19 protein-coding genes and 8 pseudogenes are annotated in these 25922 nt (G+C 46.5%); 20 read left to right on the top strand and 7 right to left on the bottom strand.

The features are described 5' to 3' along the window. From JCM17471_RS11540 to JCM17471_RS11560, 6 genes and pseudogenes are all read left to right on the top strand, one after another. Positions 1 to 436 (top strand): annotated as a pseudogene (locus JCM17471_RS11540) (glycosyltransferase family 2 protein); the annotation flags it as partial. Positions 437 to 448: 12 nt separating this feature from the next. Next, the gene (locus tag JCM17471_RS15560) at positions 449 to 3193 is read left to right on the top strand and encodes an LTA synthase family protein (protein WP_054777992.1); all 2745 of its coding nucleotides are present in this window, start codon (positions 449 to 451) and stop codon (positions 3191 to 3193) included. Next, the gene (locus JCM17471_RS15565; RefSeq protein WP_225354289.1) at positions 3142 to 3408 is read left to right on the top strand and encodes a hypothetical protein; all 267 of its coding nucleotides are present in this window, start codon (positions 3142 to 3144) and stop codon (positions 3406 to 3408) included. The genes JCM17471_RS15560 and JCM17471_RS15565 overlap by 52 nt, the downstream gene beginning before the upstream one ends. Before the next feature lie 161 nt (positions 3409 to 3569). Then, on the top strand, positions 3570 to 3788 hold the full coding sequence (locus tag JCM17471_RS15570) for a hypothetical protein (protein WP_225354290.1): 219 nt from the start codon (positions 3570 to 3572) through the stop codon (positions 3786 to 3788). Then, positions 3785 to 5149: a cation:proton antiporter gene (locus tag JCM17471_RS11555; RefSeq protein ID WP_225354291.1), complete on the top strand. Its 1365-nt coding sequence runs from the start codon at positions 3785 to 3787 to the stop codon at positions 5147 to 5149. Before JCM17471_RS15570 ends, JCM17471_RS11555 begins: the two co-directional genes overlap by 4 nt. A 122-nt stretch (positions 5150 to 5271) precedes the next feature. Beyond that, positions 5272 to 6252 carry an acrylyl-CoA reductase family protein gene (locus tag JCM17471_RS11560; RefSeq protein WP_054777994.1) on the top strand — a complete coding sequence of 327 codons (981 nt, stop codon included), beginning with the start codon at positions 5272 to 5274 and terminating at the stop codon, positions 6250 to 6252. 75 nt (positions 6253 to 6327) lie between these two features. Here the strand turns inward: JCM17471_RS11560 and JCM17471_RS11565 are convergent, their stop codons facing one another. Further along, positions 6328 to 6819, bottom strand: coding sequence for a GNAT family N-acetyltransferase (locus tag JCM17471_RS11565; protein ID WP_054777995.1), 492 nt, complete (start codon positions 6817 to 6819; stop codon positions 6328 to 6330). An 88-nt stretch (positions 6820 to 6907) separates the two neighbouring features. Further along, positions 6908 to 7552 carry an SDR family oxidoreductase gene (locus tag JCM17471_RS11570; protein WP_054777996.1) on the bottom strand — a complete coding sequence of 215 codons (645 nt, stop codon included), beginning with the start codon at positions 7550 to 7552 and terminating at the stop codon, positions 6908 to 6910. A gap of 149 nt (positions 7553 to 7701) precedes the next feature. Between JCM17471_RS11570 and JCM17471_RS11575 the strand changes: the two genes are divergently transcribed. After that, entirely contained in the window at positions 7702 to 9003 is a 1302-nt protein-coding gene (locus JCM17471_RS11575) for an APC family permease (protein ID WP_054777997.1), read from the top strand. Positions 9004 to 9104: 101 nt separating this feature from the next. Here the strand turns inward: JCM17471_RS11575 and JCM17471_RS11580 are convergent, their stop codons facing one another. The 4 genes from JCM17471_RS11580 to ndk all read right to left on the bottom strand — a co-directional run bounded on the left by JCM17471_RS11580 (position 9105) and on the right by ndk (position 11498). Further along, positions 9105 to 9461 (bottom strand): DUF1516 family protein, encoded by a 357-nt coding sequence (locus JCM17471_RS11580; RefSeq protein ID WP_054777998.1) that lies wholly within the window; start codon positions 9459 to 9461, stop codon positions 9105 to 9107. 42 nt (positions 9462 to 9503) lie between these two features. Further along, positions 9504 to 10202, bottom strand: coding sequence for a VIT1/CCC1 transporter family protein (locus JCM17471_RS11585; RefSeq protein WP_054777999.1), 699 nt, complete (start codon positions 10200 to 10202; stop codon positions 9504 to 9506). Positions 10203 to 10226: 24 nt separating this feature from the next. After that, complete coding sequence (locus tag JCM17471_RS11590) at positions 10227 to 10907, bottom strand: VIT1/CCC1 transporter family protein (RefSeq protein WP_054778000.1); 681 nt, start codon at positions 10905 to 10907, stop codon at positions 10227 to 10229. Positions 10908 to 11069: 162 nt separating this feature from the next. After that, on the bottom strand, positions 11070 to 11498 hold the full coding sequence (ndk, locus tag JCM17471_RS11595; RefSeq protein ID WP_054778001.1) for a nucleoside-diphosphate kinase: 429 nt from the start codon (positions 11496 to 11498) through the stop codon (positions 11070 to 11072). 128 nt (positions 11499 to 11626) lie between these two features. On the opposite strand from ndk, the gene JCM17471_RS11600 reads away from it, so the two are divergent. The 5 genes and pseudogenes from JCM17471_RS11600 to JCM17471_RS11620 all read left to right on the top strand — a co-directional run bounded on the left by JCM17471_RS11600 (position 11627) and on the right by JCM17471_RS11620 (position 16684). Then, entirely contained in the window at positions 11627 to 12259 is a 633-nt protein-coding gene (locus tag JCM17471_RS11600) for an NAD(P)H-binding protein (protein ID WP_054778002.1), read from the top strand. Between the two features lie 373 nt (positions 12260 to 12632). After that, positions 12633 to 12989, top strand: a complete 357-nt coding sequence (locus JCM17471_RS11605) for a PTS cellobiose transporter subunit IIC (protein WP_225354293.1) — start codon at positions 12633 to 12635, stop codon at positions 12987 to 12989. A gap of 17 nt (positions 12990 to 13006) precedes the next feature. Continuing rightward, a pseudogene (gene celB, locus JCM17471_RS11610) lies at positions 13007 to 14376 on the top strand (PTS cellobiose transporter subunit IIC). A gap of 9 nt (positions 14377 to 14385) precedes the next feature. Then, positions 14386 to 15819: a 6-phospho-beta-glucosidase gene (locus JCM17471_RS11615; RefSeq protein ID WP_054778003.1), complete on the top strand. Its 1434-nt coding sequence runs from the start codon at positions 14386 to 14388 to the stop codon at positions 15817 to 15819. A gap of 129 nt (positions 15820 to 15948) precedes the next feature. Then, positions 15949 to 16684, top strand: a pseudogene (locus JCM17471_RS11620) (GntR family transcriptional regulator). A 39-nt stretch (positions 16685 to 16723) separates the two neighbouring features. Here JCM17471_RS11620 and efp read toward each other — a convergent pair. Then, positions 16724 to 17293, bottom strand: coding sequence for an elongation factor P (efp, locus tag JCM17471_RS11625; RefSeq protein WP_054778004.1), 570 nt, complete (start codon positions 17291 to 17293; stop codon positions 16724 to 16726). A 243-nt stretch (positions 17294 to 17536) separates the two neighbouring features. Here efp and JCM17471_RS11630 point away from each other — a divergent pair, with 243 nt between their 5' ends. The 8 genes and pseudogenes from JCM17471_RS11630 to rpiA all read left to right on the top strand — a co-directional run bounded on the left by JCM17471_RS11630 (position 17537) and on the right by rpiA (position 25893). Then, entirely contained in the window at positions 17537 to 18769 is a 1233-nt protein-coding gene (locus tag JCM17471_RS11630) for an MFS transporter (RefSeq protein ID WP_054778005.1), read from the top strand. A gap of 493 nt (positions 18770 to 19262) precedes the next feature. After that, positions 19263 to 20236: pseudogene (locus JCM17471_RS11640) on the top strand (LacI family DNA-binding transcriptional regulator). Next, entirely contained in the window at positions 20233 to 20625 is a 393-nt protein-coding gene (gene rbsD / locus JCM17471_RS11645) for a D-ribose pyranase (protein ID WP_054778007.1), read from the top strand. The pseudogene JCM17471_RS11640 and the gene rbsD overlap by 4 nt, the downstream one beginning before the upstream one ends. A gap of 27 nt (positions 20626 to 20652) precedes the next feature. Then, positions 20653 to 22148: pseudogene (locus tag JCM17471_RS11650) on the top strand (sugar ABC transporter ATP-binding protein). Next, a pseudogene (locus JCM17471_RS11655) lies at positions 22135 to 23111 on the top strand (ABC transporter permease subunit). The pseudogenes JCM17471_RS11650 and JCM17471_RS11655 overlap by 14 nt, the downstream one beginning before the upstream one ends. 27 nt (positions 23112 to 23138) lie before the next feature. Next, positions 23139 to 24094: pseudogene (locus JCM17471_RS11660) on the top strand (substrate-binding domain-containing protein). Positions 24095 to 24255: 161 nt separating this feature from the next. Next, positions 24256 to 25182: a ribokinase gene (gene rbsK, locus JCM17471_RS11665; protein WP_054778008.1), complete on the top strand. Its 927-nt coding sequence runs from the start codon at positions 24256 to 24258 to the stop codon at positions 25180 to 25182. Next, positions 25179 to 25893 (top strand): annotated as a pseudogene (gene rpiA, locus JCM17471_RS11670) (ribose-5-phosphate isomerase RpiA). The gene rbsK and the pseudogene rpiA overlap by 4 nt, the downstream one beginning before the upstream one ends. The last annotated feature ends 29 nt before the right edge of the window (positions 25894 to 25922 follow it).

Raw genomic sequence — 25922 nt, forward strand, 5'->3', positions numbered from 1 at the left:
ACAAGTGGTGGCAGCGATTCTTGAAATGAGTGAACGCAATCGATTCTCCAAGGGGATCTTTGGCTGGATTGGGTTTAACGCCAAATACCTGCCATATGCCAACGTGGAGCGACAGCATGGTGAAACATCGTGGTCCTTCACCAGTCTGTTCAAATACTCACTGGATGGGATTATCGATTTCTCAGATGCGCCATTGGCCTTTGTTTCTTGGTTGGGGGGTATCAGCGCGTTGGGTGCCTTGATTGCCCTGATTTTCATCGTGATTCGGGCCGCTATCTACGGTGATCCTACAGCGGGCTGGCCATCCATGGTATCGATTTTCTTACTTATCGGTGGCTTACAGCTTCTTGCGATTGGAATCTTGGGCCGCTATATCGGCCGCATTTACTTGGAAGTGAAGCGGCGACCGATGTACATTGCCCGGGAAATCAAATAAAGGGTGGCGCTAATGAGAAAAATAAATTTCAAAGCGGGACTGAATCTGATCCCGACTGCGATATTTGCCCTGATTTTTGGCCTGAGCTTCTGGTTCTTCGGTTCTGACGGCGCCTGGGTCAAGCTGGTGAGCGCCACAACCATCACTAAGACATGGTTGTTTATGAATGGCCTCAAATATGTACTGAATGTGGGCTTTGTGACCGGTTGGCTCTGGCTTTTACATACGCGACGTGAGTTATCCTTTGGGGCAACCATTCGCATTTGGCTAACGGTTTGGCTGGGCGGCATGCTAACGCTGTTTGTTGCGGTCGTGTTGAATGACCAATTGTGGTCACAAGATTTCTACAACATGGTCTTTCTCATGACACGGAATACCTGGCCGTTGCTCACTGGGACAATTTTGGGTAGTCTGATGCAGCCGTATGTGCGACGCTGGCCTCACGACGGTCGCTTTTGGTTAGCGCTCGTACCATTGCTCAGTCTGCCAATACTTGCCGGCCAAGATGTTTTCGGTTTCGGTGCCGGACTGTCATTGACGGCGGTTCTGGTCTATTGGCTGATTGCCAGTGATGCAGAAGAGACGCCGCGGCTGACGTGGCGGGCACTACTGTGGACGGGTATCGGCCTGTTGGGTGTTTTGTTGTTTGCCTGGATCAATACCACGCGATCGGGTAGTCTAGCGCAGGCAACGCGTTGGCTGAGTGCATTATCACCGCTGACGGTGGTACCAGCTGCATGGCTTGCCCAACAGCTCACACGATTGCAGCACAAGTGGCACTTGCCAGAACCCAGTGTCTCGCTGCGCTTGAGTTTACTAGTGATGCTTTTAGCGATGAGTCCCGGCAAATTTGTGGGCTTCACCAAGGCATTACTGACCGAACTATTTCACGCGGATCAGGTCACTGGCCGCAGCTGGTATCTACCCGCCACATTTGTCGCATGGCTGGGCGTGTTGTTGATCGCGATAGTCGCTGTCTTAATTGCAAAAATGACGCGGGTGTGGCGCAACACCGTCAATGACGATCGGCCACTCGATGTCGCCTTGACGCAGATTGCGACAGCGCCCAAACAGTTTTTGAGTTATTTGTGGCAGCAATATCAACGGCCACTCATGGCGGGGACGATTCTCTTTGCGACACAGGTTGCCTCATCACTGTTGATGAACCAGGATTTCAAGACCGTTGAGAACTTGGTTAATGTGAATAACAATATCTTCTCATCGACCATCATGACTAATTTTCCGCAGATGCTAGCCGGGACCTTAGTGTTGGCAATGGCCTATTGGGTCTTGCTGGGTCTGACCAATCGGTATTGGTTTTCTCTGTTACTGGTCAGTCTGAGTACCTTAACGTTTGCCGTAGCTAATCTATTGAAGTTGGCGGATCGCAACGAGCCGATTTTGCCATCGGACCTGGCAGAGTTAAAATCATTGCCAGCGTTAATCAATATGGTTGGCACGGGCATGTTCGTTGCCATGATTGTGGTCGTTGTTGTGTTGATCGGTGGCCTGATTTATTTGGACCATCGCAGCCAGAGCGCCAAACAACCTTGGTGGCAGCGCCTGCTCAAGATTGCGGTGGGCGCGGCGATGATTGCCTCACTGGGCTTCTTGCATCACACGGGCTCAATGGGGGCCAATGTGTTGCGGACGCTGGGTGTTGAAGTCAACGCAACCAGCCTGAAGCTCTATGCACAGAGCAATGGTCCCGTGCTTCAGTTTGCCAGCCAGTTGGATGTGACCACCATGGCCAAACCAGCGGGTTATTCCGAAGCCACAATGAAAAAGCTGATTAAGAAGTATCAAAAACGTGCTAAAACAATCAACCGCACGCGAGATAATCAATTGAAAGATCTGACTGTGGTCTTCAATCTCTCAGAGAGCTTCTCTGATCCCGCCAATATTCCGGGCTTGAAGCTGAACAAAGATCCAATCCCAACGATTCGTGCACTCAAGAAAGAAACCACGGCTGGATCGATGTTGAGCTTTGGTTACGGTGGTGGGACGGCGAACATGGAATACATGACGTTGACAGGGATGTCACTGGGTAACTTTGATACCACGCTGCGGATTCCATATACGCAGTTGGTCACCAAGCAAAAAGTTGCGCCGACAATCGGTAGTTATTTTGATTATGACAGCGCCATTCATCCTTATCGCGGTGGGTTCTACAATCGCCCAGCGGTGTACAAGAAGTTTGATTTCAACAAATTCGCCTATCTGGGCAGCAAGTACACCATCTATGACCAGAAGCGGATGGGGCAATCGCCTTATCTGTCAGACGCCACGGCGTACGATAATGCGTTGCACCAGATCAATGCGCGCAAGGGCGGTCAGTTCATGAATCTGATTTCGATTCAAAACCATATGCCATTTGATAAGGATTTGTACCCTGATCACGACTACACCGTCTCTGGAACGGGCTTCGATGCCAGCAAGAAAGCCAGCATTGAGCACTACACTCAAGGCTTGGCATATACGGATGCCGCGGTGAAGCAGTTCAAGCACGAGATTGATCAGATCAAGAAACCGATCATCTGGGTCTTTTATGGTGATCACTTGGCGGCCTTGTTCAACACACCTAATCAAGTAGACCTACACGCCACCGACTATTTTGTTTATGCGAATAAGTATGCGCGTGAACACGGGGCAGTGAAGAAGCTGACCAAAAGACGACGTATGTTTCACCGAATGATTTCCCAGCGTTGGCTGCGGCTCAAGGTGGGGCTAAAGTCGATCCAATCATGGCCTTGTTGAGTGATGTGCAGACCAAGCTGCCCGTTCAATGGGATAAGGTAGACAATGCGCAGGATGACCCGACCGTTGGCACACGCTTTATCACGCAGACCGGTCAGGAAGAGACTTACGATAAGCTGAGTCGCTCACAGAAACGTGTCTTCCGCGACTATCAGCTATTGCAGTATGATATTACGGCGGGAAAACAATACGCGCTCAAATTGGACAAGAAATAATTGTCGGCATGTCTGAAATCAAAAAGCCTGGGGCCAATCAGTTGAGACTGGTCCTAGGCTTTTGTGCGACGCTTAGGTGTCGTGATTAAATTTTACTAGTAATTTGTAAGTAGATGTCGGTATAATAGATTATTCGCGAAAAAAGAAAGCAGGTGTCACCTATGGGGTTAATGGCCTCCTCATTTGTCATCATGATTGCTGTTGCATTGAGCAATTTTATCGGAAAAGGAATTCCTGGCGTGGCAAGTAGTTACATCAACATCTTAGTCGGTGTGGGGATTGCAGCAATTCCCGTGTTGAATACCATCGTGCCTGAATTCAACGATGAAGTGTTTATGTTACTGATTATCGCACCACTACTCTTTTTGAGGGTCAATTGACACCGATTCAGCGGGTCAAGGCGCGGATGAGTGGGATTCTGGGCACCGCCGTTGGACTCGCCTTAGCGTCTGCTGTGGTGATTGCCTTAGTGCTCCATCAATTAGGGCTCGCTTTTCCGCTGGCATTGATGATTGCGGCGATTAGCACACCCACCGACGCCACCGCGTTTGATTCAGTGGCCGAGGCGCGTGTCTTTCCAAAGCAACTCAAGGATCGCTTACGCCTTGAATCGCTATTCAATGATGCGACTGGGATTATTCTCCTACAAGCAGGTGTGCTCTGGGCAGTGACGGGACACCTTGCTTTTACTCAAAATGTGCAGTCGTTTTTGTATGCCGCAATCGGTGGCATCGTCATCGGAGCCGGTGCCGAAATCCTGCTGATGTTGATCCGACAATATCTGGTGCGGACACGATTTGATGTGGTCTCATCCCAAGCTCTGATCTATTTCCTGACGCCATTCATGCTCTACTTGGTCGCTGAAGCCGTCCACGTCTCACCGATTATTGCGGTGGTTTCGGGCGGCTTGATGCACAACAGTGAAGCGAGCCGCAGCCGTTTTGCTTCGCCACGACAATCGCATTTCAGCAAGCAATTCACGGATTTTGCCACACAGATATTGAATGGGTTCGTGTTTGTCGTCTTGGGTATCAGCCTAGAACGAGTGATTGCGAGCGGCTTCACTACCATGTTCCATTCATTGACGTGGATTGGTGTGGGACTGGCCGTGTATGTCCTCCTGTTAGTGAGTCGGTATGTGTACGCGCGTTTGTTTGTGCGGACCAGTCGGCGCGAAGCCCATCTGTTTGCGCTGGGTGGGGTGCACGGCACCATCACGTTAGCGATGACGTTCTCAATCATGAGTGCCGGCGTGAGTCGCAGCACCTTCAATTTTGTGATCATGGTTGAGACAGTCGTGATTATTCTGAGCATGTTGGTGCCAACCATCCTCTTCAAAATAATCTTGCCGTTGGACTTTGACCTCGTGAACCGTCGACAGCGCCTGCAAGCGGTCCGCGAAGAGATGGTCGCAGAAGGCATGGGTGCGATCAATAATTTGGGGTTATCACCAATTGCGCTCGAAAGCGTTCAGTACGATTTGTATGACCAAATCGGTAATAATTCGTTGGCTGGGTTTCTGCATCAATGGCGGACGGTGTCCAATGACTCATCGGTGTACGCGAGCTTACGCGGCATGGATCAACAGCGCGCGCTCATGGTCGCCTTTCAAGCTGAGCGTGCCTATTTGCTAGATCAGGTTAAGCGGCACATTTTGGATGAGGAGACGGCTAATCGCTTGTACGGTGAAGTCTTGCTTTCAGAATCGATGGCGCTGGATCCTAAGAATCGGATTATGTAAGCTACCCAAAATTGGCTGGTTAATTAATTGTGAAAAGGGTTACAATTAAAGAGAACCCGATTGCGTACTGCGGGTAATATGGTATGCGACGCTGATTGCGGACGTCGCTGGGAGGAATCATGATGACAACCTATCGATCCTATCAAGTTGAACAACAGGAAGAAACCGTCCATTTTAAGCAGCAAAAAGTCACGACGGCGGCATTGGCACCCGACACGGTCCGCATTCAGGTGGCGTACTCGAGCATTAATTACAAAGATGTGTTAGCGACCCAGGCTAATGGTGGTGTCATTCGCCAGTATCCCATGACACCGGGGATTGATCTCAGTGGCACGATTGTCGCCACGCAGGATGCCCGCTTTCAGGTCGGGCAGGCGGTCTTGGCGACGGGATATGGTTTAGGTGTGTCGCATCCCGGTGGCTTTGCTGAAATCGCGACGGTACCCGGAGATTGGGTCATCCCATTACCGAGTGGCATGAGTCCGCGTGAAGCCATGCAGTACGGAACGGCTGGCTTTACAGCGGGCTTATCGGTTCAGGCACTGACCGAGGTTGACCGCAAGGCACTGATTCTTGTTAGTGGTGCGACAGGTGGTGTCGGCAGTGTTGCACTTTTGTTACTGCGGCAAATGGGGTTCACCAACCGGCTGGCGTTGATTCGGCACGCGGAACAACAGGCATGGGTAGAAGCACACGGGGCGACCGCAATCGTGATGGCGGATGAACTGATGACCAGCACCAAACCGCTGCAGAAACAGCGATTCGGCGCGGCTGTGGATACCGTCGGCGGTGCCGTCGCGAGTGCGATTGTTCCACAACTCGCCATGAACGGCGTCATGACTATGTGCGGTAATTCGGCGGGTATCGCCTTTGATACTAATGTCTTGCCATTCATCTTGCGCGGTATCTCAGTCTTTGGCATCGATTCAGTTCAGGTCGATCACCAAAAGCGTGAGGCAGTGTGGACCCATTTGGCCACTGACTGGCGTGTGAGTGAACAGATTCCGACCCGAGAGATCGGTTTTGATGATCTGCCTGAAACGATTGCGGCCTGGTCCACTAAGCGGTATTTGGGCCGAACGATTGTGCGAGTTGCTGATTAAATTGGGCAAACAAAATGGCCTGTGACCACCCTGAAATGGGGCAGTCACAGGCTATTTTTATGCTGTGAATTGCGATTATTTGTCCAGTTGTTTGGCATAACTCATGACGGCGACGGGTTGTCCGGCACTCATTGCAGTTGCCGGCTGCGTCTCATAGAAGCCCTGAGCGCGCCAGAAGCGTTGTGCCTTGGAATTGTTTTGCAGGACGGCTAAATGGATGGTGGTAAATCCGGCTTGGTGCCAAGACTGGCTCAGTTGTGCAAGAACGCGTCGGCCGTGTCCATGATTGTGTACCGCAATCAGTAACAAGCCGATGTAGACACTCGACGCTTCCGGATAGCCGAATAGCAAGTCGATGACGCCGATAACACGACCATCTTGTGTGATGAGTTGAAAGTGTTTGTTAGCGGGATCGAACTGTGGCGGACCGGCAGCCAAATCGGCTTGCACAGTTGCCAGCGTGGGTTGCTCATCAGTCAAGGCAAAGTAGTCGCTGTTAGCTTGATAGACGGATAGTGCCGCTGACAGGTTTGTCGATGTTAGGGGGATAAATTGATATTCACTCAATGTTAGGCTCCTATTTTTGTGAACAGTCGTGACTAATCGCGTTCAAAGCAGCTGTGATAAAGCGTCTTTTGTCACAACCTCCTTATTGCTATTCAAACGAAGGCTTGTCGCCATCAGTGCCGGGCTTGTTCACACCCAACGAGTCGCGAACGGCTTTATCGGGGTGGTCAACCAAATCGACAACAAGGGCTGCGATGCTGGCACGTGAGACTTCTGTTCCTTTGAAGGTATCGTTTCTGTGTGTGATTTCGTAATCGATGCTAGGTTCGTTTGATAACCAAGCGGGACGGATGATGGTGTAATCGAGATCGGAATCTTCAACCGCTTTAGCCGCTGCAGCATAAGTTGGCAGATAACCGTTATCAAGCATTTGATGGTTCCACTTACCAAAGTTACCAGGCACTTCATCATAGATACCCAGTGTTGAAATCCAAATCAAGCGCTTGATTTGCGCGTGATCCATGGCGGTGACCACTGCTTTGGCCTGTGTTTCAATATTGTGGCCGGCCAAGTTAGCATAAACCACGTCTTGATGTGCCATTGCCGCTTCCAGTTGTGTGGCGTCTGCGGCATCACCATCGATGATATCGACGCGTGGCCCCTTGAGGTTAGCCAAACGGCTTGCGTTGCGCAAGAAGAGGGTGAGGTGATGGTCTTCGCCGTCACTGAGTAACTGTTGAATTGCTAGGCGCGCGATTTGACCGTTGGCACCGAGAATTAAGATATTTGCCATAAGTAGTTTACTTCCTTTCTGTAAGTCAACTCCATTGTAAACGAATACAATTCAGATTCAACAGACAAAAGCACTGATTTGTCCGGCAAGTGTGATGTTGAGCGTATTGTTACTTATCATTTTGCTTTTTAACTATAATGGAATCAAGAATGGAGTGGACAAAATGGCAGATAAAAAATGGGTTTTGGTCCGTCTTTTTCTTAGGGATCAATGGGATTGTTGGCTCGGGGATTTTCTTATTACCCGGGAAAATATACGCGCAAGCGGGTAACTTTGACGTGGGTTTGATTGTCATTGCGGCCATTGCAACATTATTGATTGCGCTGTGTTTTGCGGATATGGCGAGTCGCTTCACTGGGGATGGGGCGGCCTGGTTGTACACGTACAATGCGTTTGGACGGTTACCAGGATTTGAAATTGGGTTCTTCTCCTGGCTACAAGGCATTATAACGATTGCAGCCGAAGTGGCCGCATTTTTGAGCACGTTAGCGACACTGTTTCCGGATGTGCTCAAGACGGGCTGGTATCAAACCATCGGGATCGGGTTGATCGTTGTCTTGGCACTAATCAACTTGGTGGGTGCCGATTTCTCTGATATTGCGGACAATATTTCTTCGGTAACCAAGGTGTTTGTCCTGGGGATGTTTGTTCTGATTGGTATCTGGATGATTCATCCTACGTTCTTAACGAATGCGCCACAGCATTCCTTTGGCGATTTGAACCAGAGCTTTAATTCTGTCTTCTATATGTTTTCCGGGTTCACTTTCCTGCCAGTGGCGGCGAATAATATGGTGAATCCCAAGAAGAACTTACCTAAAGCACTGATTGCGGTGATTGTTGCGGTGACCGCCATTTATGCGTTGGTGCAGGTGACAGCGGTGGGCTTGCTGGGCGGTCAGATTGCCCAGAGCAATGCCCCCGTTGCCGTCGCGTTTGCTCAAGTGTTGGGTCCCGTTGGTAAGCTGATTATTGTGCTGGGTATGTTGGTATCGATTCTTGGCGTTGCTATTTCGGTCACCTTTAGTACCCCGTATATTGCCTCGTCGCTTGCGACAGAACATCAACTGCTACCTAAGTTCTTGGGGCAGACCAATAAAGGTGGGGTACCTGTCACAGCGATTATTTTCACCACGGCAATCAGTAGTTTGTTGCTATTGAGTGGTGATTACCTGTTCTTGGTCGCCTGCGTCGTTATCGTGGCCTTGGTGCAATACATTGCCACGGGGTTAGCCACAATCAAGATTCAGCGTGTCGATAAAAGTGACCACGACGGCTGGCGGCTTCCCGGTGGCTGGATTATTCCAGTGATTGCCATTCTGGTCAGCATCTATATCGCATTCTCGGTCAGCACGACCGTCTTGCTCTTTGGGCTAGCAAGTATCATCGTCGGGCTGTTGCTGTACGCGTTGGACTGGTATATCGAGAAAAATCGAAAACAAGCACAGCATTAATTTCAAGACAAAAAAGGCATTGACCACAATCCATAGAATTGTGATCAATGCCTTTTTAACGCCTTAGATGAGTGATTTGTGGCGTTGTTCATGCGCGATTTTTAATAGTGCATGAATGGTCGTCCCTGTGCCAGCAAAAAGCCAACCAGACCAACGAGCACGCAACAGCCCAGAACAAGCCACCGCCACTTGGGGCTCACGGTCAGCTTGCCAGCATGCGCAGAACTGATTTCAGCGAGGCCGATGAAACCGAATGCGAGTAACAACTTGAGCACCGTGAGTGCGGGGTTGCGATTGAACGCCACCGTTGTTAAGAGATAACCACTCACAATCATGACGACGTACCCAACGCGGGCAATCATCACAAATGGTGTCCGGTGCTTGGCATCCGTGAATAACGCCATGGCGAGTACCAGTAATAAAATAATCCAGGTGATTAAGTGAATCCATAACCACATATGACAAGACTCCTCTCTAATCAGTATAATTGTACCAGTTAATTAGAGAATTTGTCCGATGCCATAGTGAATCGCCATTGTGATGAGTCCGATAACCACATTACGAATCATGGCCCGCTTGACCAGACCGTCGCCTAGCTTGGCACTCATGAAACCAGTAATCGTAACGGCTGCCGTGACAGCCACAATAGTGCCGGGCCATTGCAGATTGACGGGAAGCAGGGTCATCGCCATTAAGGGAAAAATTCCACCGAGGGCTGCTGAGAACATGGAGGACCATGCAGCAGACCATGGATTCATATAATGGCCCAGTTCGAGGCTGTACTTGATGCGAATCATGGTGGCTAAGGCATTCTTTTGCAGTAAGTCATCCGCGATTTGGGTGGCCGTTTCGGTTGTGACACCACGCTCTTTATAATAGTCGATGGCAATTTGGCGTTCCGTTTCGTGATCTGTTTCTAATAAGACGGCTTCTTGATCGACAACAGCTTGTTCAGTGTCTTTTTGCGAACTCACTGAGGCGTATTCGCCCGATGCCATCGAAAAGGCGCAGGCCAAGAGATCGGCCAAACCCGCGATAAAAATGGTGAACGGATTCGTGGTGGCGGCTGCGACGGAGAACAGGACGCCGACAACGGTTAAGATACCATCGTTTGCGCCCAGGACACCCGCACGCAGTGTATTGGCCTTTTCAGCTAACGTTGCTGCTGGTTTTGCTTTTGTTGTTTGTTCCATTGTCATTGCCTCCTAAATGTTTGTGTGGGACTATCGTGCAAATGCCAGCCCAATCATGTAGGTGACAAGCATGGTGACTAAGCCAGAAATAACATTGCGCAGCGTTGCTTTCATGCGGTTAGCGTTACCTAATGTTGCTGCCGCGTAACCCGTAATGGAGAGGGCAATGATGACGGCAATCATGGTGCCAATAATTTTGATGTTAGCAGGAAGTAGGGTAATCGCGAGCAGCGGTAAGATTGAACCGGTGGGAAACGAAATCATGGACGCCACGGCGGCACCAATCGCACTGGTCTTCTCTCGCGGATCAAAGCCGTATCGTTCACGCACACCGGCGACTAATGGTTCCCGTTGCAGCATTTCTGTCGCGGCTTTGTTGGCGAGCTCAGGTCGAATGCCAGTATCCACGTAACGCTGGGTAATGAAATCAATTTCGGTAGCTGGATGTTCATCCAAAGCGACTTTCTCGCGCATAATTGCCCGTTGCTCGGTGTCACGTTGTGCATTGACGCTGACGTATTCGCCCATGGCCATCGAGATAGTGCCGGCTAACATCCCAGAGATCCCTGCAAGAAAAATCGCGTAATTGTTGCTGGTCGCACCAGCCACCCCGATAACGATACCGGCGACTGACAGAATGCCGTCGTTTGCGCCCATCACGCTGGCACGCATAATATTGATTCGTTCCGCTAGACCTTGTTTCTTTTTCATCAAATCGCCCCTATATGTAAATTATAATGATTCTAATTAATATCCTTGTCTATCATAGGGCGAAAGCGACAAAATGTAAAGTAGAATCTTTATCATCTGGCAGAAAATGTGTACGAATGCACAAAAAAGCCGACGACACAAAGTCATCGGCTTTTCATTCTATTAAGCGTTGCGTTCAGGGAACCAGATACCAATTTCCCGTTCGGCGGAGGTGACACTGTCTGAACTGTGGACAACGTTGTGGATTGCGCCTTCGGACCATTCCCGCGCAAAATCACCGCGGATGGTGCCACTGGCTGCTTCGGTTGGGTTCGTGCTACCTGTCATGGTGCGCACCGCTTTGATGACATTCGTGCCACTGGCAATCATCGCCACAATCGGACCTGACAACATGTATTCACTGATATCTGAAAAGAAAGGTTCATCAACCAACTTGTGGTAGTGTTGCTCCAATTGTTCAGGAGTGGCTTGCACAACCTTGAGTGCCTCTAGGACATAGCCGCGGCGTTCAACGCGTGAAATAATTTCACCCACGTGATGATCGGCCACGCCGTCTGGTTTGACTAACATCAAAATGCGTTCTTCTGTCATAATAAAGTTCCTTCCTTTTCAATTAGATTTTCAGTATACGTGCTAGGCTGTACAGAAGCAATGGATAAGTGTAAAATTAGTTTAGTGATTCACTTATCATTAGTAAGCATATGAACGGAGGAATAACGATGAAAGTATTTGTGATTGGTGCAAGTGGCCGTGTTGGTCAAGAACTGGTCAAGGATTTAGCAGCTGCAGGACACCATGTTTCTGCTGGCACGCGCCACGTTGATCAAGACTTCGGTCCGGATGTTCAGACGGTGGCTTTTGACCTACACGGTTCCGTTGAGGAGATGTCACTGGCCATGAAGGGCAATGATGCCGTCTACTTTGTTGCCGGTTCCCGTGGTGCTGATTTGTTGCAGACAGATGCCTTTGGTGTTGTGAAGACCTCACAGGCGGCTGAAGCAGCTGGTATCAAACGGTATCTCCTATTGAGCTCACTCTTTGCGACAGATCCATCCAAGTGGCATATCGGTGAACTGAATAGTTTGAGTGACTACAATGTTGCCAAGTTCTTTGGCGACCATTGGTTGATGGATAATACCCACCTCAATTATACAATTTTGCAACCGGGAACCTTAAAGGATGAGCCTGGTACAGGTCATGTTGCACTTGGTGTCACTGATGGTGGCGTCAATCCGATTCCTGATGTCGCTGCGACATTGGTTGCGCTGTTAGACGCTGACAATACCGTGAAGAAGATTGTGACGATGCATACTGGTGATACGCCGATTGAAGCGGCGGTTGCTGGCGTTTAAGTCGACGAGTGAAACAATCACCGCATGATGCGGTGGTTGTTTTTTTGTGACTAAAAAGACAAGGCGTGTGAGTTTTCAAGGCGGATTCATTGTTTTTTAATTTGGAAAGCGTTTACAACCACGTCTCTTGCTGATATGCTTAACTCGTTCGAACAACTACTCATTCGAATGAGTAGTGATTTTGAAATTTCACTGAAATCGCGGTCTAGCTAGCCGCATCATGCAAAGGATGTGCTGAAATGACTCATCAAGAAACCAAATACGATCAAGGCCGTAAAGAACTCAGCATCAATAGTATGTATTTTAATCGCTATCTTTTAATTCGTTATCTCACTGCTGGGTTCTTTTTGTCAATTTGTACTGGGCCGTCCTGATGGTGAATACAACTGGACTCATCAAATGGTTACCAGTCCTGTTACTCATTGTTAATGGTGCAATCGCCGTTGAACAGGTTGGCAAGTATTGGTATCGCAGCCATGACGCACCTGTCACCAAGTGGGGGTACTGGATTCAATTCTTGGCTAACATTGGCATCTTGATGGGATTGGCAACAGGACAAGCCACGACTTTATTCCCATTCTTTGCAACAAAAGGCGTGAGCTATGCTGTCATCGCCACTATTATCGGGCTATTGTTCAGCTTACTCATTGAGCGCCGTGTTTGGCTCATTGCGCATGATCGCGATACTTATTATCAACGTATTCAAGCATTTGTTAGCAGTCTCAATTAAGAAAGTGGGGAGTTATTATGGATTCAGAAAACAACAAGATGTTCAAATTCATGAATGATCATCTGATGGGGCCAATGGGTAAGCTGGCATCGTTCCCGATTGTTCGTGCGGTAATGGCTGCGGGGATGGCATCCATTCCGTTCACCATTGTGGGTTCAATGTTCCTGATTGTTAATGTTTTGCCTCAAAGTTTCAGTGGTTTAGCAGGCATCTGGGCAGGATCATTTGATAAGATCACCAATCTTTATATGCTGGCTAACGGGGCCACCATGGGGATTTTATCCTTATACTTCTGTTTGGTTTTTGGTTACGAATACACCAAGATTCAAGCTTCAGAACACAAAATTGATATTAATCCACTGAATGGGGCTTTATTATCCATGATGGCCTTCTTCATGTGTATCCCACAATTGATTTTCAAAGATGGTGTGGCAACCCTTGTGACAACTGTGACGAAGGATACCAAGATTATCGATGGTTACCAAATTGCAGGTGGCGTGTCACGTTTAGGTACGACCGGAATCTTTACCGCGATCATCATGTCAATTATTGCGGTGAAGATTTACGCATGGCTGGTTCAAAAGAATGTCACAATTAAGATGCCTGACACCGTGCCAGCAGGGGTATCACGTTCCTTTACAGCATTGATTCCAACGTTTGCGATTGCATTAACCGTTATTGTCATCAATGGGATTTTGGTCGCCTTCAATACCGATATCTATAAGATTGTCGCCATTCCATTCGGCTTTGTGACGCAGTTGACGAACACATGGATCGGGTTGTTGGTCATTTACTTCATCATGCATGCATTATGGATTGTCGGGATTCACGGGGCAACCATCGTGACCTCCTTCCTGACACCAATCGTTTTGTCCAATATGCAACTCAATATTCATGGGGCAAACATTCCTTTTGCGGCTGAATTCAACAACACCTTCGTTACCATCGGTGGTTCAGGGGCGACCCTCGGAATGGTTATCTTCATTGCATTCTTCGCTAAGTCTGCACAACTCAGTGCGTTAGGGAAGGCTTCAGTTGTGCCAGCTTTCTTCAACATTAACGAACCAATTCTCTTCGGGATGCCCGTTGTTTATAACCCATATACAGCGATTCCGTTCTTCTTGGCACCAATGGCATCAATGTCATTAGCATACTTCGCCATTAAGTTGCATATGGTGAATGCGCCAATTGCACAACCAGCATGGCAACACCTGTTGGATTAGGTGCCTTTATTGGGACTGCGGGTGACTGGCGGGCTGCGGTATTAGCGCTGTTATGCGCCTTGTTAGCCTTTATTATCTGGTTCCCATTCATCAAGTCTTATGACAACAAGTTATACGGTCAAGAACAGGCTGTGGCGGAAGAAGAAAGACAAGCGCAAGCATAGGAGGCAATTATGACGGTATTTCCAAAAGATTTCTTATGGGGTGGCGCAGTGGCTGCCCATCAATTTGAAGGCGGATGGCAAGCGGATGGCAAGGGTGTCAGCATTGCCGATGTGATGACAGCAGGTGACAACAAAACAGCTCGCCGGATCACCTCGGGTGTGCTGCCTGGTGAGAATTATCCCAATCATGACGCTATTGATTTCTATCATCACTATCATGAGGACGTCGCACTGTTTGCGGAACTCGGACTCAATTGTTTCCGGACCAGTATCGCGTGGAGTCGGATATTCCCAAATGGGGACGAGACTGAGCCAAATGAAGCAGGGCTCAAGTTCTATGATGATCTCTTCGATGACTTACTCGCTCACCACATTGAACCGGTGATTACGTTGTCTCACTTTGAGATGCCTTATCATTTGGTAACTGAATATGGTGGCTGGCGTAATCGCAAGTTGATTGATTTCTTTGTTCGATTCGCGACTGTTGTCTTCAAACGCTATAAAGACAAGGTTAAGTATTGGATGACTTTTAACGAAATCAATAACCAAGTCGGCATGATGAATGAATGGGCATTGTTCACTAATTCTGGTTTAGTCATCAAAGACGGCGAGAATACTGAACAAGTAATGTTCCAAGCAGCACATTATGAAGCAGTTGCCAGTGCATTAGCAGTCCAAATCGGCCATCAAATCAATCCTCATTTTGAGATCGGCTGTATGGTCGCAATGGGTCCAACCTATGCGGCAACACCCAATCCTAACGATGTGATGAAGGCTGAACGGGCGATGCAGACGAATTATTATTTGGCGGATGTTCAGGTGAAGGGCAAGTATCCTGCTTTCTTGAAACGGTATTTTGAACGTCAACAATTCAATCTCGATATGACACTTGAAGACGAAGATATCTTACGGGCAGGCACTGTGGATTATATTGGTTTCTCCTACTATGCATCGCATGTCACCCAAGCAACAGCGGATGAACCTGCCGACTTCATGACGATGGGGAAGAATCCTGAGGTCAAAAATACGACCTTGAAGCAATCCGCATGGGGATGGGAGATCGATCCTGTGGGCTTACGGTATGCGCTAAACTGGTTCAGTGATCGCTATGATTTACCATTGTTCATTGTTGAAAACGGCCTTGGTGCCTTCGATCAAGTTGAAGACGGCAAGATTTACGATGATTATCGGATTGACTACTTACGGCAACACATTGAACAGATGAAGTTAGCGGTTGATATTGATGGGGTTCAGTTGATGGGCTATACACCATGGGGCTTTATCGACCTTGTCTCAGCGGGGACGGGCCAAATGGATAAGCGCTACGGGGTCATCTATGTGGATAAGAACGATGCGGGCGAGGGAACCTTGGCCCGCAGTAAAAAGGATTCTTTCGCATGGTATCAACATGTGATTGAAACGAATGGTGCTGATCTGGATTAATCAAAGAGCCTGTGACATAGCCCTTGCGGGTAGTCACAGGCTCTTGCTTTTATAACCGGCATTGCAGACTAAATAATCATCCGTTGCGGTGTATAATAAGGCAAGTTTATCAGAAATGGAGTACAGATAATGGTGCAACGAGAAAGCAAGTTTGATATTAAAACGTTGACCAATCACATGATTCAGGCCATCCAGAATGGCGAGATTGGTGATGACCGAGGCAAGTTACCTAGCGAAACGGCGTTAATGGCAGCGTATGGCGTTACTCGTTATACGCTGCGTGAAACTTTGGCACAGCTAGGCAAGCTAGGCTATATTTTTCAGGCCCATGGCATTGGTACTTTTGTCCGGCCACATCATATTGATGGCGCCATATCGTTACAAACGTGGTGGGGCTGACCGAAGAGATGGCGCGACAGGGGAAAGTCGTGAAGACTGTGGCGGTGAGTCAACGTGAAGTGACAGTGGCCGAAGCAGATTTTTGCCAGATGTCAGTAATCTCACGTCTGATCAAGTACTCATTTCGATTATCCGGCAGCGAACAATCGATGATGCGCCGGCCCTGGTTGAACACTCCTATTATCTGAAATCAGTCATCGATAGCATTCCTGATGAGGCTCTCTACGGTCAGCTGTTTGGTTATGTTGAACAGCAGACTAAGTTCAAAGTCGGATTTATTGATTCGGTGATTGGATGCGAGATGATTGACGCGGCCACGGGAGACTTCTTTGGGTTACCAGCGGGTGCACCCAGTTTAACCGTTCAAGATGATTCTTACCTGAGTTCGGGCCAACTGTTTGCCTTTTCCAAGTTGTACTATGACTATCGTGCAACGAAACTCTTTATGTTTAAGAAAATGCACTAAAAAATCCTGTGACGAGAGTAGTCACAGGATTTTTGTTACTTATTTACTGCTACCAGCACGCTTTTGGTAAGCACCGGTTTGTGTGTTGATCACTAATTTTTCGCCGGCTTGGATGAAGTCAGGTACGTTAACGACAAGCCCTGTTTCCATTGTGGCAGGCTTACCACCACCGGTCACGGAGCCACCCTTAATGGATGGACTGGTTTCAGCGACTGTGAGTTCAACCGTGGATGGCAAGGTAATCCCAATCAATTCAGATTGATAGAATTCGATTTTGACAATCGTATTTTCGAGCAAGTACTTCAATTCTGCTTCAATACTCTTGGTTGGTAATTCGTATTGTTCATAGCTTTCAAGATCCATGAAGAAGGCGGTGTCGTCTTGCGTGTATAAGTATTGGGCATCTTTGGTATCGATGATGGCTTGTTCAACTTTTTCAGTTGGGCGCATCGTGGTTTGAACGGTAGAACCGGAGCGAATGTCATATAACTTCATTTGCATCACGGTGTTACCCTTACCAGGCTTGTGGTGGTTTGTTTCCAATACTTTGATGAGCTTCCCATCTTTGACAAAAGTCATGCCTTGCTTCAAATCAATTGCTTCAACCATAATTTATTTTCCTCCAAGTTTTGGTAGTTTATATGCTGTGTCCCACGCCTGATTGTGGTGGCGGAAGGGGCACGGGAAAGAGACTCTTGAGGCCAGAACGTGCTGTTGGCATATATAGGTAACTCCATTCGTCATAATTAAAACAAGCATAGCACAGATTAGGGGTGGATGCTATTGGTACAGTAAGGTTGGTAACGGTTCACTGTGATGGTAGTCTTTTGCTGAAAAGACTGATAAGATGGTATGCGTTGCGTTATTTTATTCATCGATTCAATTGAGGAGGCAGCGTATGACAACAAAATCAAACACGCAATCGGAATCTTGATTCTGAGTGAGTTTCTGGTATTTCTAGGCATCAGTCTGGTCATTCCAGTGATGCCATTTCTGAAAAATGAACTGCATCTCACGGCACTGGATATGGGAATTATGAATTCGCTGTTCGCCTTCGCCCAGTTTGTGGTGTCGCCCATTGTGGGGCGGACATCTGATCGCATCGGTCGCAAACCGGTTTTGTTGGTCGGGCTTTTGCTATTCATGGTGTCGGAATATCTGTTCGCGCTGACCAACCACTTGTGGTTGTTTGATATTTCACGGATTATCGGTGGTATCTCAGCGGCGATGGTTGGCCCAACTGCCATGGCGATGGCCGCGGATATCACCAGTAAACGCGATCGCGCCAAGGTCATTGGCTATCTGTCAGCGGCCTTTAGTGGCGGCCTCATCTTAGGCCCTGGGATTGGTGGCATGTTGGCTAATATCAGCTATAAGACCCCGTTTTGGGTGGCAGGGACACTGGGGCTACTGAGCACGCTGGCGCTGTTGCGATTCTTACCATCTGAAGATGATCTAATTACAGAAGTACCAAAGGCAAGTGCTGAACCCGAAGTTAATTTGCGCGGGCATCTGTGGTCGTTGCTCAAAGGACCAGCACTGATTTTATTCGTCTTAATCTTGATTTCATCCTTTGGACTGCAGGGATTTGAGAGTATTTATAGTCTGTATGTCAATGAAGTGTTCAACTTTAGCTTGAGTAATATTGCCCTGGTGCTCACGCTCAATGGCATGATCTCACTGGTCTTTCAGGTGGTCTTGTTTGATCGCCTGGTGCGTTGGTTCAGTGAGACGCGTGTCATTCGCTACTGTTTCTTCTTCGCACTCGCGGGCACCGTCTGGATTATTCTGGCGCACACCAAGGTGGAAGTCATCATTGCGACACTGTTTGTGTTCACGGCCATCGATATTGTGCGGCCAGCTATTACCACGCTGTTGACTAAAATTACGGATAAGAACCAGGGCCTAATTAACGGTCTCAATATGTCACTCACCAGCATCGGTAACGTCATCGGACCCATCATGTCGGGTAGCTTACTGGATCTGAACTATCACTATCCTTACCTGGTTGTTTCTGGTTTCTTGGCTCTGTCATTTGGCTTGACCTACTTCATTCGATTAGGAAAGCAAAGTTTAGCAAATTAAACTGATAACGCAGTGAAAGTCTTAGAAATGCACCAATTTTTGCACTTAAGGTTGATTGTTGATATAACAGTATAATATTGAAAAGGGTCACAGTGAAACTGAAGTAGTTTCATTGTGGCTCTTTTTCTGTAAAGAACAAATTTAAAAAAATAATTAAGAAATAACTGTATGAGCCGCATTTTGTGAAATGTTTACTAGATGTAATTATAAGGCTTGTAGAGAAACCGATTACCTCGTTGCTTTTACTGAGTAGTCAGAAGAGAAAAGCTGTTACTGATAATCATAAACACTGTTATATCATGGGAGCAAAAAGAGATTTGAAAATTAATCAGCGACAAACATTTGATAAAAGAAACGTTGACAGCGCTTACTTTTTGGATATATGATATCTTTGCGTCAAAGGTAAAACGTTTTACTTAAAAATAATTTGAAGGTGACCGAAGTGAAAAAAAAAGTAACTATTCGCGAAGTTGCTGAACGAGCAGGCATTTCGGTGACGACTGCATCATTAATTCTGAATGGAAAAGGTGATCGTTTTAGTGAGAAAACAAGGCAAAAAGTTAAATTGGCGCAACAGGACTTAGGGTACCATCCAGACTATTTTGCGCAAGGTTTAGTAGGCCAACGCCGTAATTCGATTGGGATTGTTATTCCAGATATTTTGAACCAATTCTTTGCTAATTTTGTGCAAAGCATTGAGCAAGAGGCCATTCCACAGGGCTACTTTCCGCAGGTTTTCAGCGTGAATGGATTTCACGAGAATATTGATTATTTTATCGAACAATTTTCTGGTGGCACACAGAAAGGCCTAATTTTGGCAGCCCCTGGCGCATCCCAGGAAATCGTTGATAAGGTCCAAACTAGCACCAATGTTCCAATGGTCTTTACTGACCAAGCAGAAGTGACCAAAAATGGTGACGTTGTTCTGATTAATGAAGCCGAAGCGGGGGAAATAATCGCTAGCCACTTACTCGCATTGGGCCATCGTCGTATTGCGATTGTTTTGCCCAATGATATGGCCGTTAACTTGTTTAAAAGGTTTTCTGGGTATCAGGCTGCATTTGCAAAGTACAACATTCCGTTACCAGAAGAGCTGATTTTTCGAACCTCGTTTGATCCTGAGGGTGGTCGAGACGTCATCCAGAAGATTGTGCAAACAGATGCAACTGCAATTATTGCAATTAATGATGATATGGCTGTCGGTGTTTATCGGGGCCTACAAGCACAAGGTAAAAAATTCCGGATGACTATTCAGTTGTTGGCTTTGATGACATCCCATTGGCTGACTTTCTAACACCACCGCTCACGACAATGGCACAACCAATTAATGAGCTCGGAAAGATGACCGTCGACATGGTCTTACAACGGATCAATGAACCAAAGAAAGCTTATAAAACAGTGCGACTCAAAGCAAAATTAACGGTTCGAGAGTCCACTCGTGAGTTGAAGGAGGAAAAACGAGAATGAAAAAGGGACATTTGCTCAATACACAAATATCAAGTGTTGTTGCCGACATGGGTCATTTCGATACATTGTCGATAGGCGATGCTGGGATGCCAGTACCTAAAGAAACTACAAAAATCGATTTAGCGGTGACTAAGGGATTACCTAAATTTATCGATGTACTGGCAACTGTACTAGAGGAATTACAGATTCAAAAAGTTTACTTAGCCGAAGAAATCAAAACTGAGAATCCTGAACAATTAGTGGCAATAAAACAGTTGATTGATGTGCCAATTGAGTTTATTCCGCATACTGCGATGAAGGAGCATCTTCGGCAGGATAAGGCATTTATTCGAACGGGTGAAGCCACGCCATATTCAAATATCATTCTTGAAAGTGGTGTGACATTTTAGAAAAATGCAGCGTTGGAGGTAATGCTGATGAAGATTGAAATGAAAAATATTTCGAAGGCATTTGGTAAGAATCGAGTGCTCGAGGGTGTTGATTTCACTGTCGAATCGGGAGAAGTACATGCATTGATGGGCGAAAACGGTGCCGGGAAATCAACACTAATGAATATTTTAACGGGCCTCTATACACGAGATGGTGGTGAAATTTTAGTCGATGGCCAGGAGACAAGTTTCTCGGGGCCTTTGGACGCAGAAAAGCACGGAATCAGTTTTATTCATCAAGAAATGAATAATTTCCTTGAGATGTCTGTTGTCGATAATATGTTTCTGAATAAAGAGATCCATAATGCGTTTGGCTTAATGGATGAGCACAAATGGTGGCTCAGGCTAATAAATATCTAGGACAACTAGGCGCTGACATCGACGTCACACAACCAATCGCTTCACTCAGTGTGGGAAGACAGCAAATGATTGAAATTGCCAAGTCATTAATGACTGACGCAAAAATTATCATTATGGATGAACCAACAGCTGCCTTGACAGAAAAAGAAATCAATCAGCTATTTTCCGTTGTTAACAGATTGAAAGAACAAGGCGTCGGGTTCATTTACATTTCACATCGAATGGAAGAAATCTTTGAAATTGCCGACAAAGTAACGGTCATGCGCGATGGTATTTCTGTTCAAGAATATGCAACGGCTGATGTCACGATGACGCAATTGGTTCGAGACATGGTTGGCCGTGAAATCGGTGATTTTTATCCGGATCGCCATCCAAAATTTGGCGATGTTGCATTACAAGTTGAGCATCTTACCGAGAAAGGTGTTTTTAACGATGTGAGTTTTTCGGTTCGAGAAGGTGAAATCTTAGCGTTTTCAGGCTTGATGGGTGCTGGTCGCACTGAAATTATGCGTGCCATATTTGGAATTGATCATTATAGCGATGGTCAGGTTATTGTAGATGGTAAACCGGTTAAAATCCACACACCATCTCAAGCAATTGCGCATAATATTGGATTTTTAACAGAGAATCGGAAAGACGAGGGACTAATTCTAGAAGATTCGCTGCACGATAATATCGTTTTACCTTCGATTAATGGTTTTGTGAAACACGGTATTGTTGATGATAAGGCCACAGATGAATTTGTCGATATGTTGATGAAACGATTGACAGTTAAAGCGATGGATTCATCAGTAACCGCAGGAAGTTTGAGCGGGGGAAACCAGCAGAAGGTGGTCCTTGCAAAGTGGGTTGGTTCTGGATCAAAAGTTTTGATTCTAGACGAGCCAACACGAGGCGTTGACGTAGGGGCTAAGCGTGAAATTTATGACCTGATGAATGAGCTAACAGATCGCAATGTCGCTATCATTATGATCTCAAGTGACCTTCCAGAAGTATTAGGGATGAGCGATCGCATTGCAGTCGTGTATGAGGGCCAGATTACTGGAATTGTGGATACTGCGGATGCCACACAGGAATCCGTCATGATGCTAGCGACAGGAGGAAAGAAAGATGCAACAGACTAAAGAAAAGCAGGTTACGAAATCGAGCTTTGATGTTAGAAAAATCTTGGGGCGGTTGGGACCGTTACTTGCGTTAATTGTTTTAGTGATTTTAGTTACTGTTTTGAGCCCAGGATTTATTTCAGCCTCTAACTTGTTGAACTTATTGCGTCAAGTTTCAATCAACGCTGTGATTGCGTTTGGGATGACCTTTGTTATTTTGACAGGTGGTATTGATTTATCTGTTGGATCAATCTTGGCCTTGACTGGTGCTGTAACGGCATCGATGTTAGCAAATGGCGTATCAGCGCCTATCGCTCTACTTGCAGGGATGATTCTTGGGGCCGTGTTTGGGCTATTGAACGGGATCCTAATCGCATACGGGAAGGCTGCACCGTTTATCGCAACCTTGGCCACAATGACAATCTTCCGGGGGGCAACCTACGTCTTTACGAATGGTAATCCTATTACCGGTGCTAAGATGAACCAGAGCTTTTTGTTCCAATTCTTAGGTCGGGGTTATCTGTTTGGTATTCCGTTCCCGATTATTATCATGGCAATTGTTTACTTGGTATTATTTGTACTATTGCATAAGACGGCTTTTGGTCGAAAGACATATGCGTTGGGCGGAAATGAAAACGCTGCCTATATTGCGGGGGTGAAAACTAATGTTGTCACAATGATTATTTACACGATTTCGGGTTTAATGGCGTCAATTGCCGGCATTATTTTGACCAGTCGATTGAGTTCTGCTCAACCAGATGCTGGGACAAGCTATGAAATGGATGCTATCGCAGCGTCGTATTGGGTGGTACATCTCTGGCAGGTGGTAAAGGACGCATTTTTGGGACACTGATTGGTGCTTTGATTATTGGAACTTTGAACAATGGGATGAACTTGTTAGGGATATCGAGTTTCTATCAACAAATTGTTAAAGGGATTGTCATCTTAATTGCTGTTCTGTTGGATCGTCGCTCATCAAAATAGGCTAAAAGCCAAAAGGAGTAGAGAATAATGAAAAAGTCTTTGAAGCAAGTATTAACCACGGTAGGGATTGCAGCTATTGCTTTGGTAACATTATCAGCTTGTGGGAACACAGGACTAGATTCAGGAAAGAGTTCTGATACAAAAGTTGAGAAGAAGGCTGCGAAGGATATTAAGGTTGGTGTTTCATTGTCAACGCTCTCCAATCCATTCTTTGTTTCAGTTCGTAATGGTGTTGAAAATTTAGCTGATAAAAAAGATACCAAGGTTCAAGTATCTGATGCACAAAACGATACAGCAAAGCAGAATAATGATGTTGAAGATTTGATTCAGAAAAAGGTGGATGTCTTAATCGTTAACCCGGTTGATTCTAGCGCGATTACACCGGCAGTTAAAGATGCCAATGACGCTGGTATTCCAGTCATTACAGTTGATCGTTCAAGTGATGGTGGGAAAGTATTAACACTGGTTGCATCAAACTCAACTAAGGGTGGCCAAATGGCAGCTAAATTCATGATTGACAAGTTAGGGCAAGATGCAAAAATTGCTGAATTACAGGGGATTCCAGGTGCCAGCGCAACGCGTGAACGTGGTAAAGGGTTTGATGACGCGACTAAAGGCAAACTTGATATTGTCTCCAAGCAAACTGCAGGTTTGATCGTGCTAAAGGCCTGAGTGTTACTGAAAATATTTTGCAGGGCCACGGTGATATCAAAGGGATTTTCTCTCAAAACGATGAAATGGCATTAGGCGCTGTTCAAGCTGCTAAGGCTGCTAAAAAGAGCTTAGTAATTGTTGGGTTCGATGGTGAAGCTGATGGCATTAAGGCTGTTAAGGCCGGCGATATGGCAGCAACAGTTGCTCAACAACCAGAAGAAATGGGTCGGTTAGCATTGCAAGCCGCATACGACCATTTTGATGGCAAGACGGTCAAAAAGAATATTGAATCACCATTGCAACTTGTTACAACCGAAAACGCAAAGTAAGTCTGGCTGTTTTGTCGAAAACGGTGTGAATTGAGCGAATAAGCGTGATAAACTTTCTAATGGCATAAAACGGGACAATTAATAATACTTGGACAAAATGAGGCTGAGCCAAAACAATTTGTTTTGTCCCAGCCTCTTATTGTGAGACGGAGGCCACGATAATGAATCGAATTGTAGTGATTGGCAGTATCAATGTAGACAATATTTTACAAATACAGGCTTTACCGCAACCGGGAGAAACAATTAGCATGGATTCTTTTTCAAAGGCTCCAGGGGGAAAGGGTGCAAATCAAGCTGTTGCAGCTGCTCGAGCAGGTGCACAAACTAGTTTTATTGGTCGAGTCGGTGATGATGATAATGGTCAAATGATGCTGCGAGAGCTTGCATCCAATCACATCAACACTGATCAAATTCAGATTACGAATCAGGAGCAAACAGGGCAAGCATACATTTTGCTACAAAACTCGGGTCAAAATTCAATCATTGTGCAACGTGGTGCAAATTTCGCACTCACAGCAGAAGATGTCATTCAATTTCGAGATACCATTGAACAGGCAGATTTTGTCATAGCGCAATTTGAAACACCAATTGCTGCCACAATCGCAGCTTTTGAAATTGCGCATCAGGCTGGTAAAAAGACAATTCTCAACCCAGCACCAGCGCAAGCAAAGATTCCAGATGCGTTGCTTGAGCTTACTGATATCATTATTCCAAATGAGACGGAATCAGAATTAATAACAGGTATCGCAGCAGTGGATGAGGTTTCTTTAGCTGCAAATGCTAAGTTCCTTCATGATTTAGGCATTGAATGTGTCATCATCACACTGGGATCGACGGGTTCATATATTTCTTATCGTGGGGATGAGGCGATTGTACCAGCATTTAAAACTCAAGCAATCGACACAACTGCTGCAGGGGATACTTTTATTGGTGCACTCGCAAGTGAACTCAATGCTGATTTGACTAATATCGAAGCTGCAGTTATTTACGCAAGTATGTCCTCATCGTTTACAGTTCAAACGTTAGGAGCCTTTCCATCAATCCCGTGGCGAGAGACGGTCAGTGCTTCTCTGGAGGCGAGGCAATGAATGAACAGGAGTTATTAAAACAACAAGTCGCAGCAAGTGCCGCTCAATTAGTTGTTCCTGGGTCTATTCTTGGTGTAGGAACCGGATCTACCGTCAAATGGTTCATCAGTGAGTTGGCAAAGCGTGATCGGCTGACACCACTGAATCTGGCGGCGATTGTCACGACTTCAAATCGAAGCAAAGAACAACTAGAAAGTTATGGGTTTAAAGTTGTTGAATTGGCTGATATTGATCATGCTGATTTAGTGGTCGATGGGGCAGATCGTGTTGATGATCAACTAAATGGTATCAAGGGCGGCGGTGGCGCATTAACGCTTGAAAAGAGTGTGGCTGTCAATTCTGAAAAAAAATGTTTGGATAGTGGACGAGGGGAAACTTGTTCATCATTTGGGCGGGTTCCCATTACCTGTAGAAGTCTTGCCAATTAGTTGTGAACAAAACTTCAGACAATTTGAGCAGGCTGGCTTAGAACCCACTTTTAGGCAAAGACAAGATGGCAAGAGATATATCACCCATTATGGTAATTACATTATCGATTTGGGGATTTCTCCGTTACCAATTCCAAGTGGGTTAGCTGGATATCTCGATAGTACAGTTGGCGTGGTTGAACATGGGCTGTTCTTAGATATTTGTGATGAGCTTCTCATTGCACGCCATGACGGAACAGTGGAAACACGTTACCGTAATCAATTGAATAAGATTCCTAGTTAGCTAAAAAGTAAAAAGAGCACGCGAGACAG

The sequence above is a fragment of the Lacticaseibacillus saniviri JCM 17471 = DSM 24301 genome, from assembly GCF_001311785.1.
Taxonomy (GTDB): domain Bacteria; phylum Bacillota; class Bacilli; order Lactobacillales; family Lactobacillaceae; genus Lacticaseibacillus; species Lacticaseibacillus saniviri.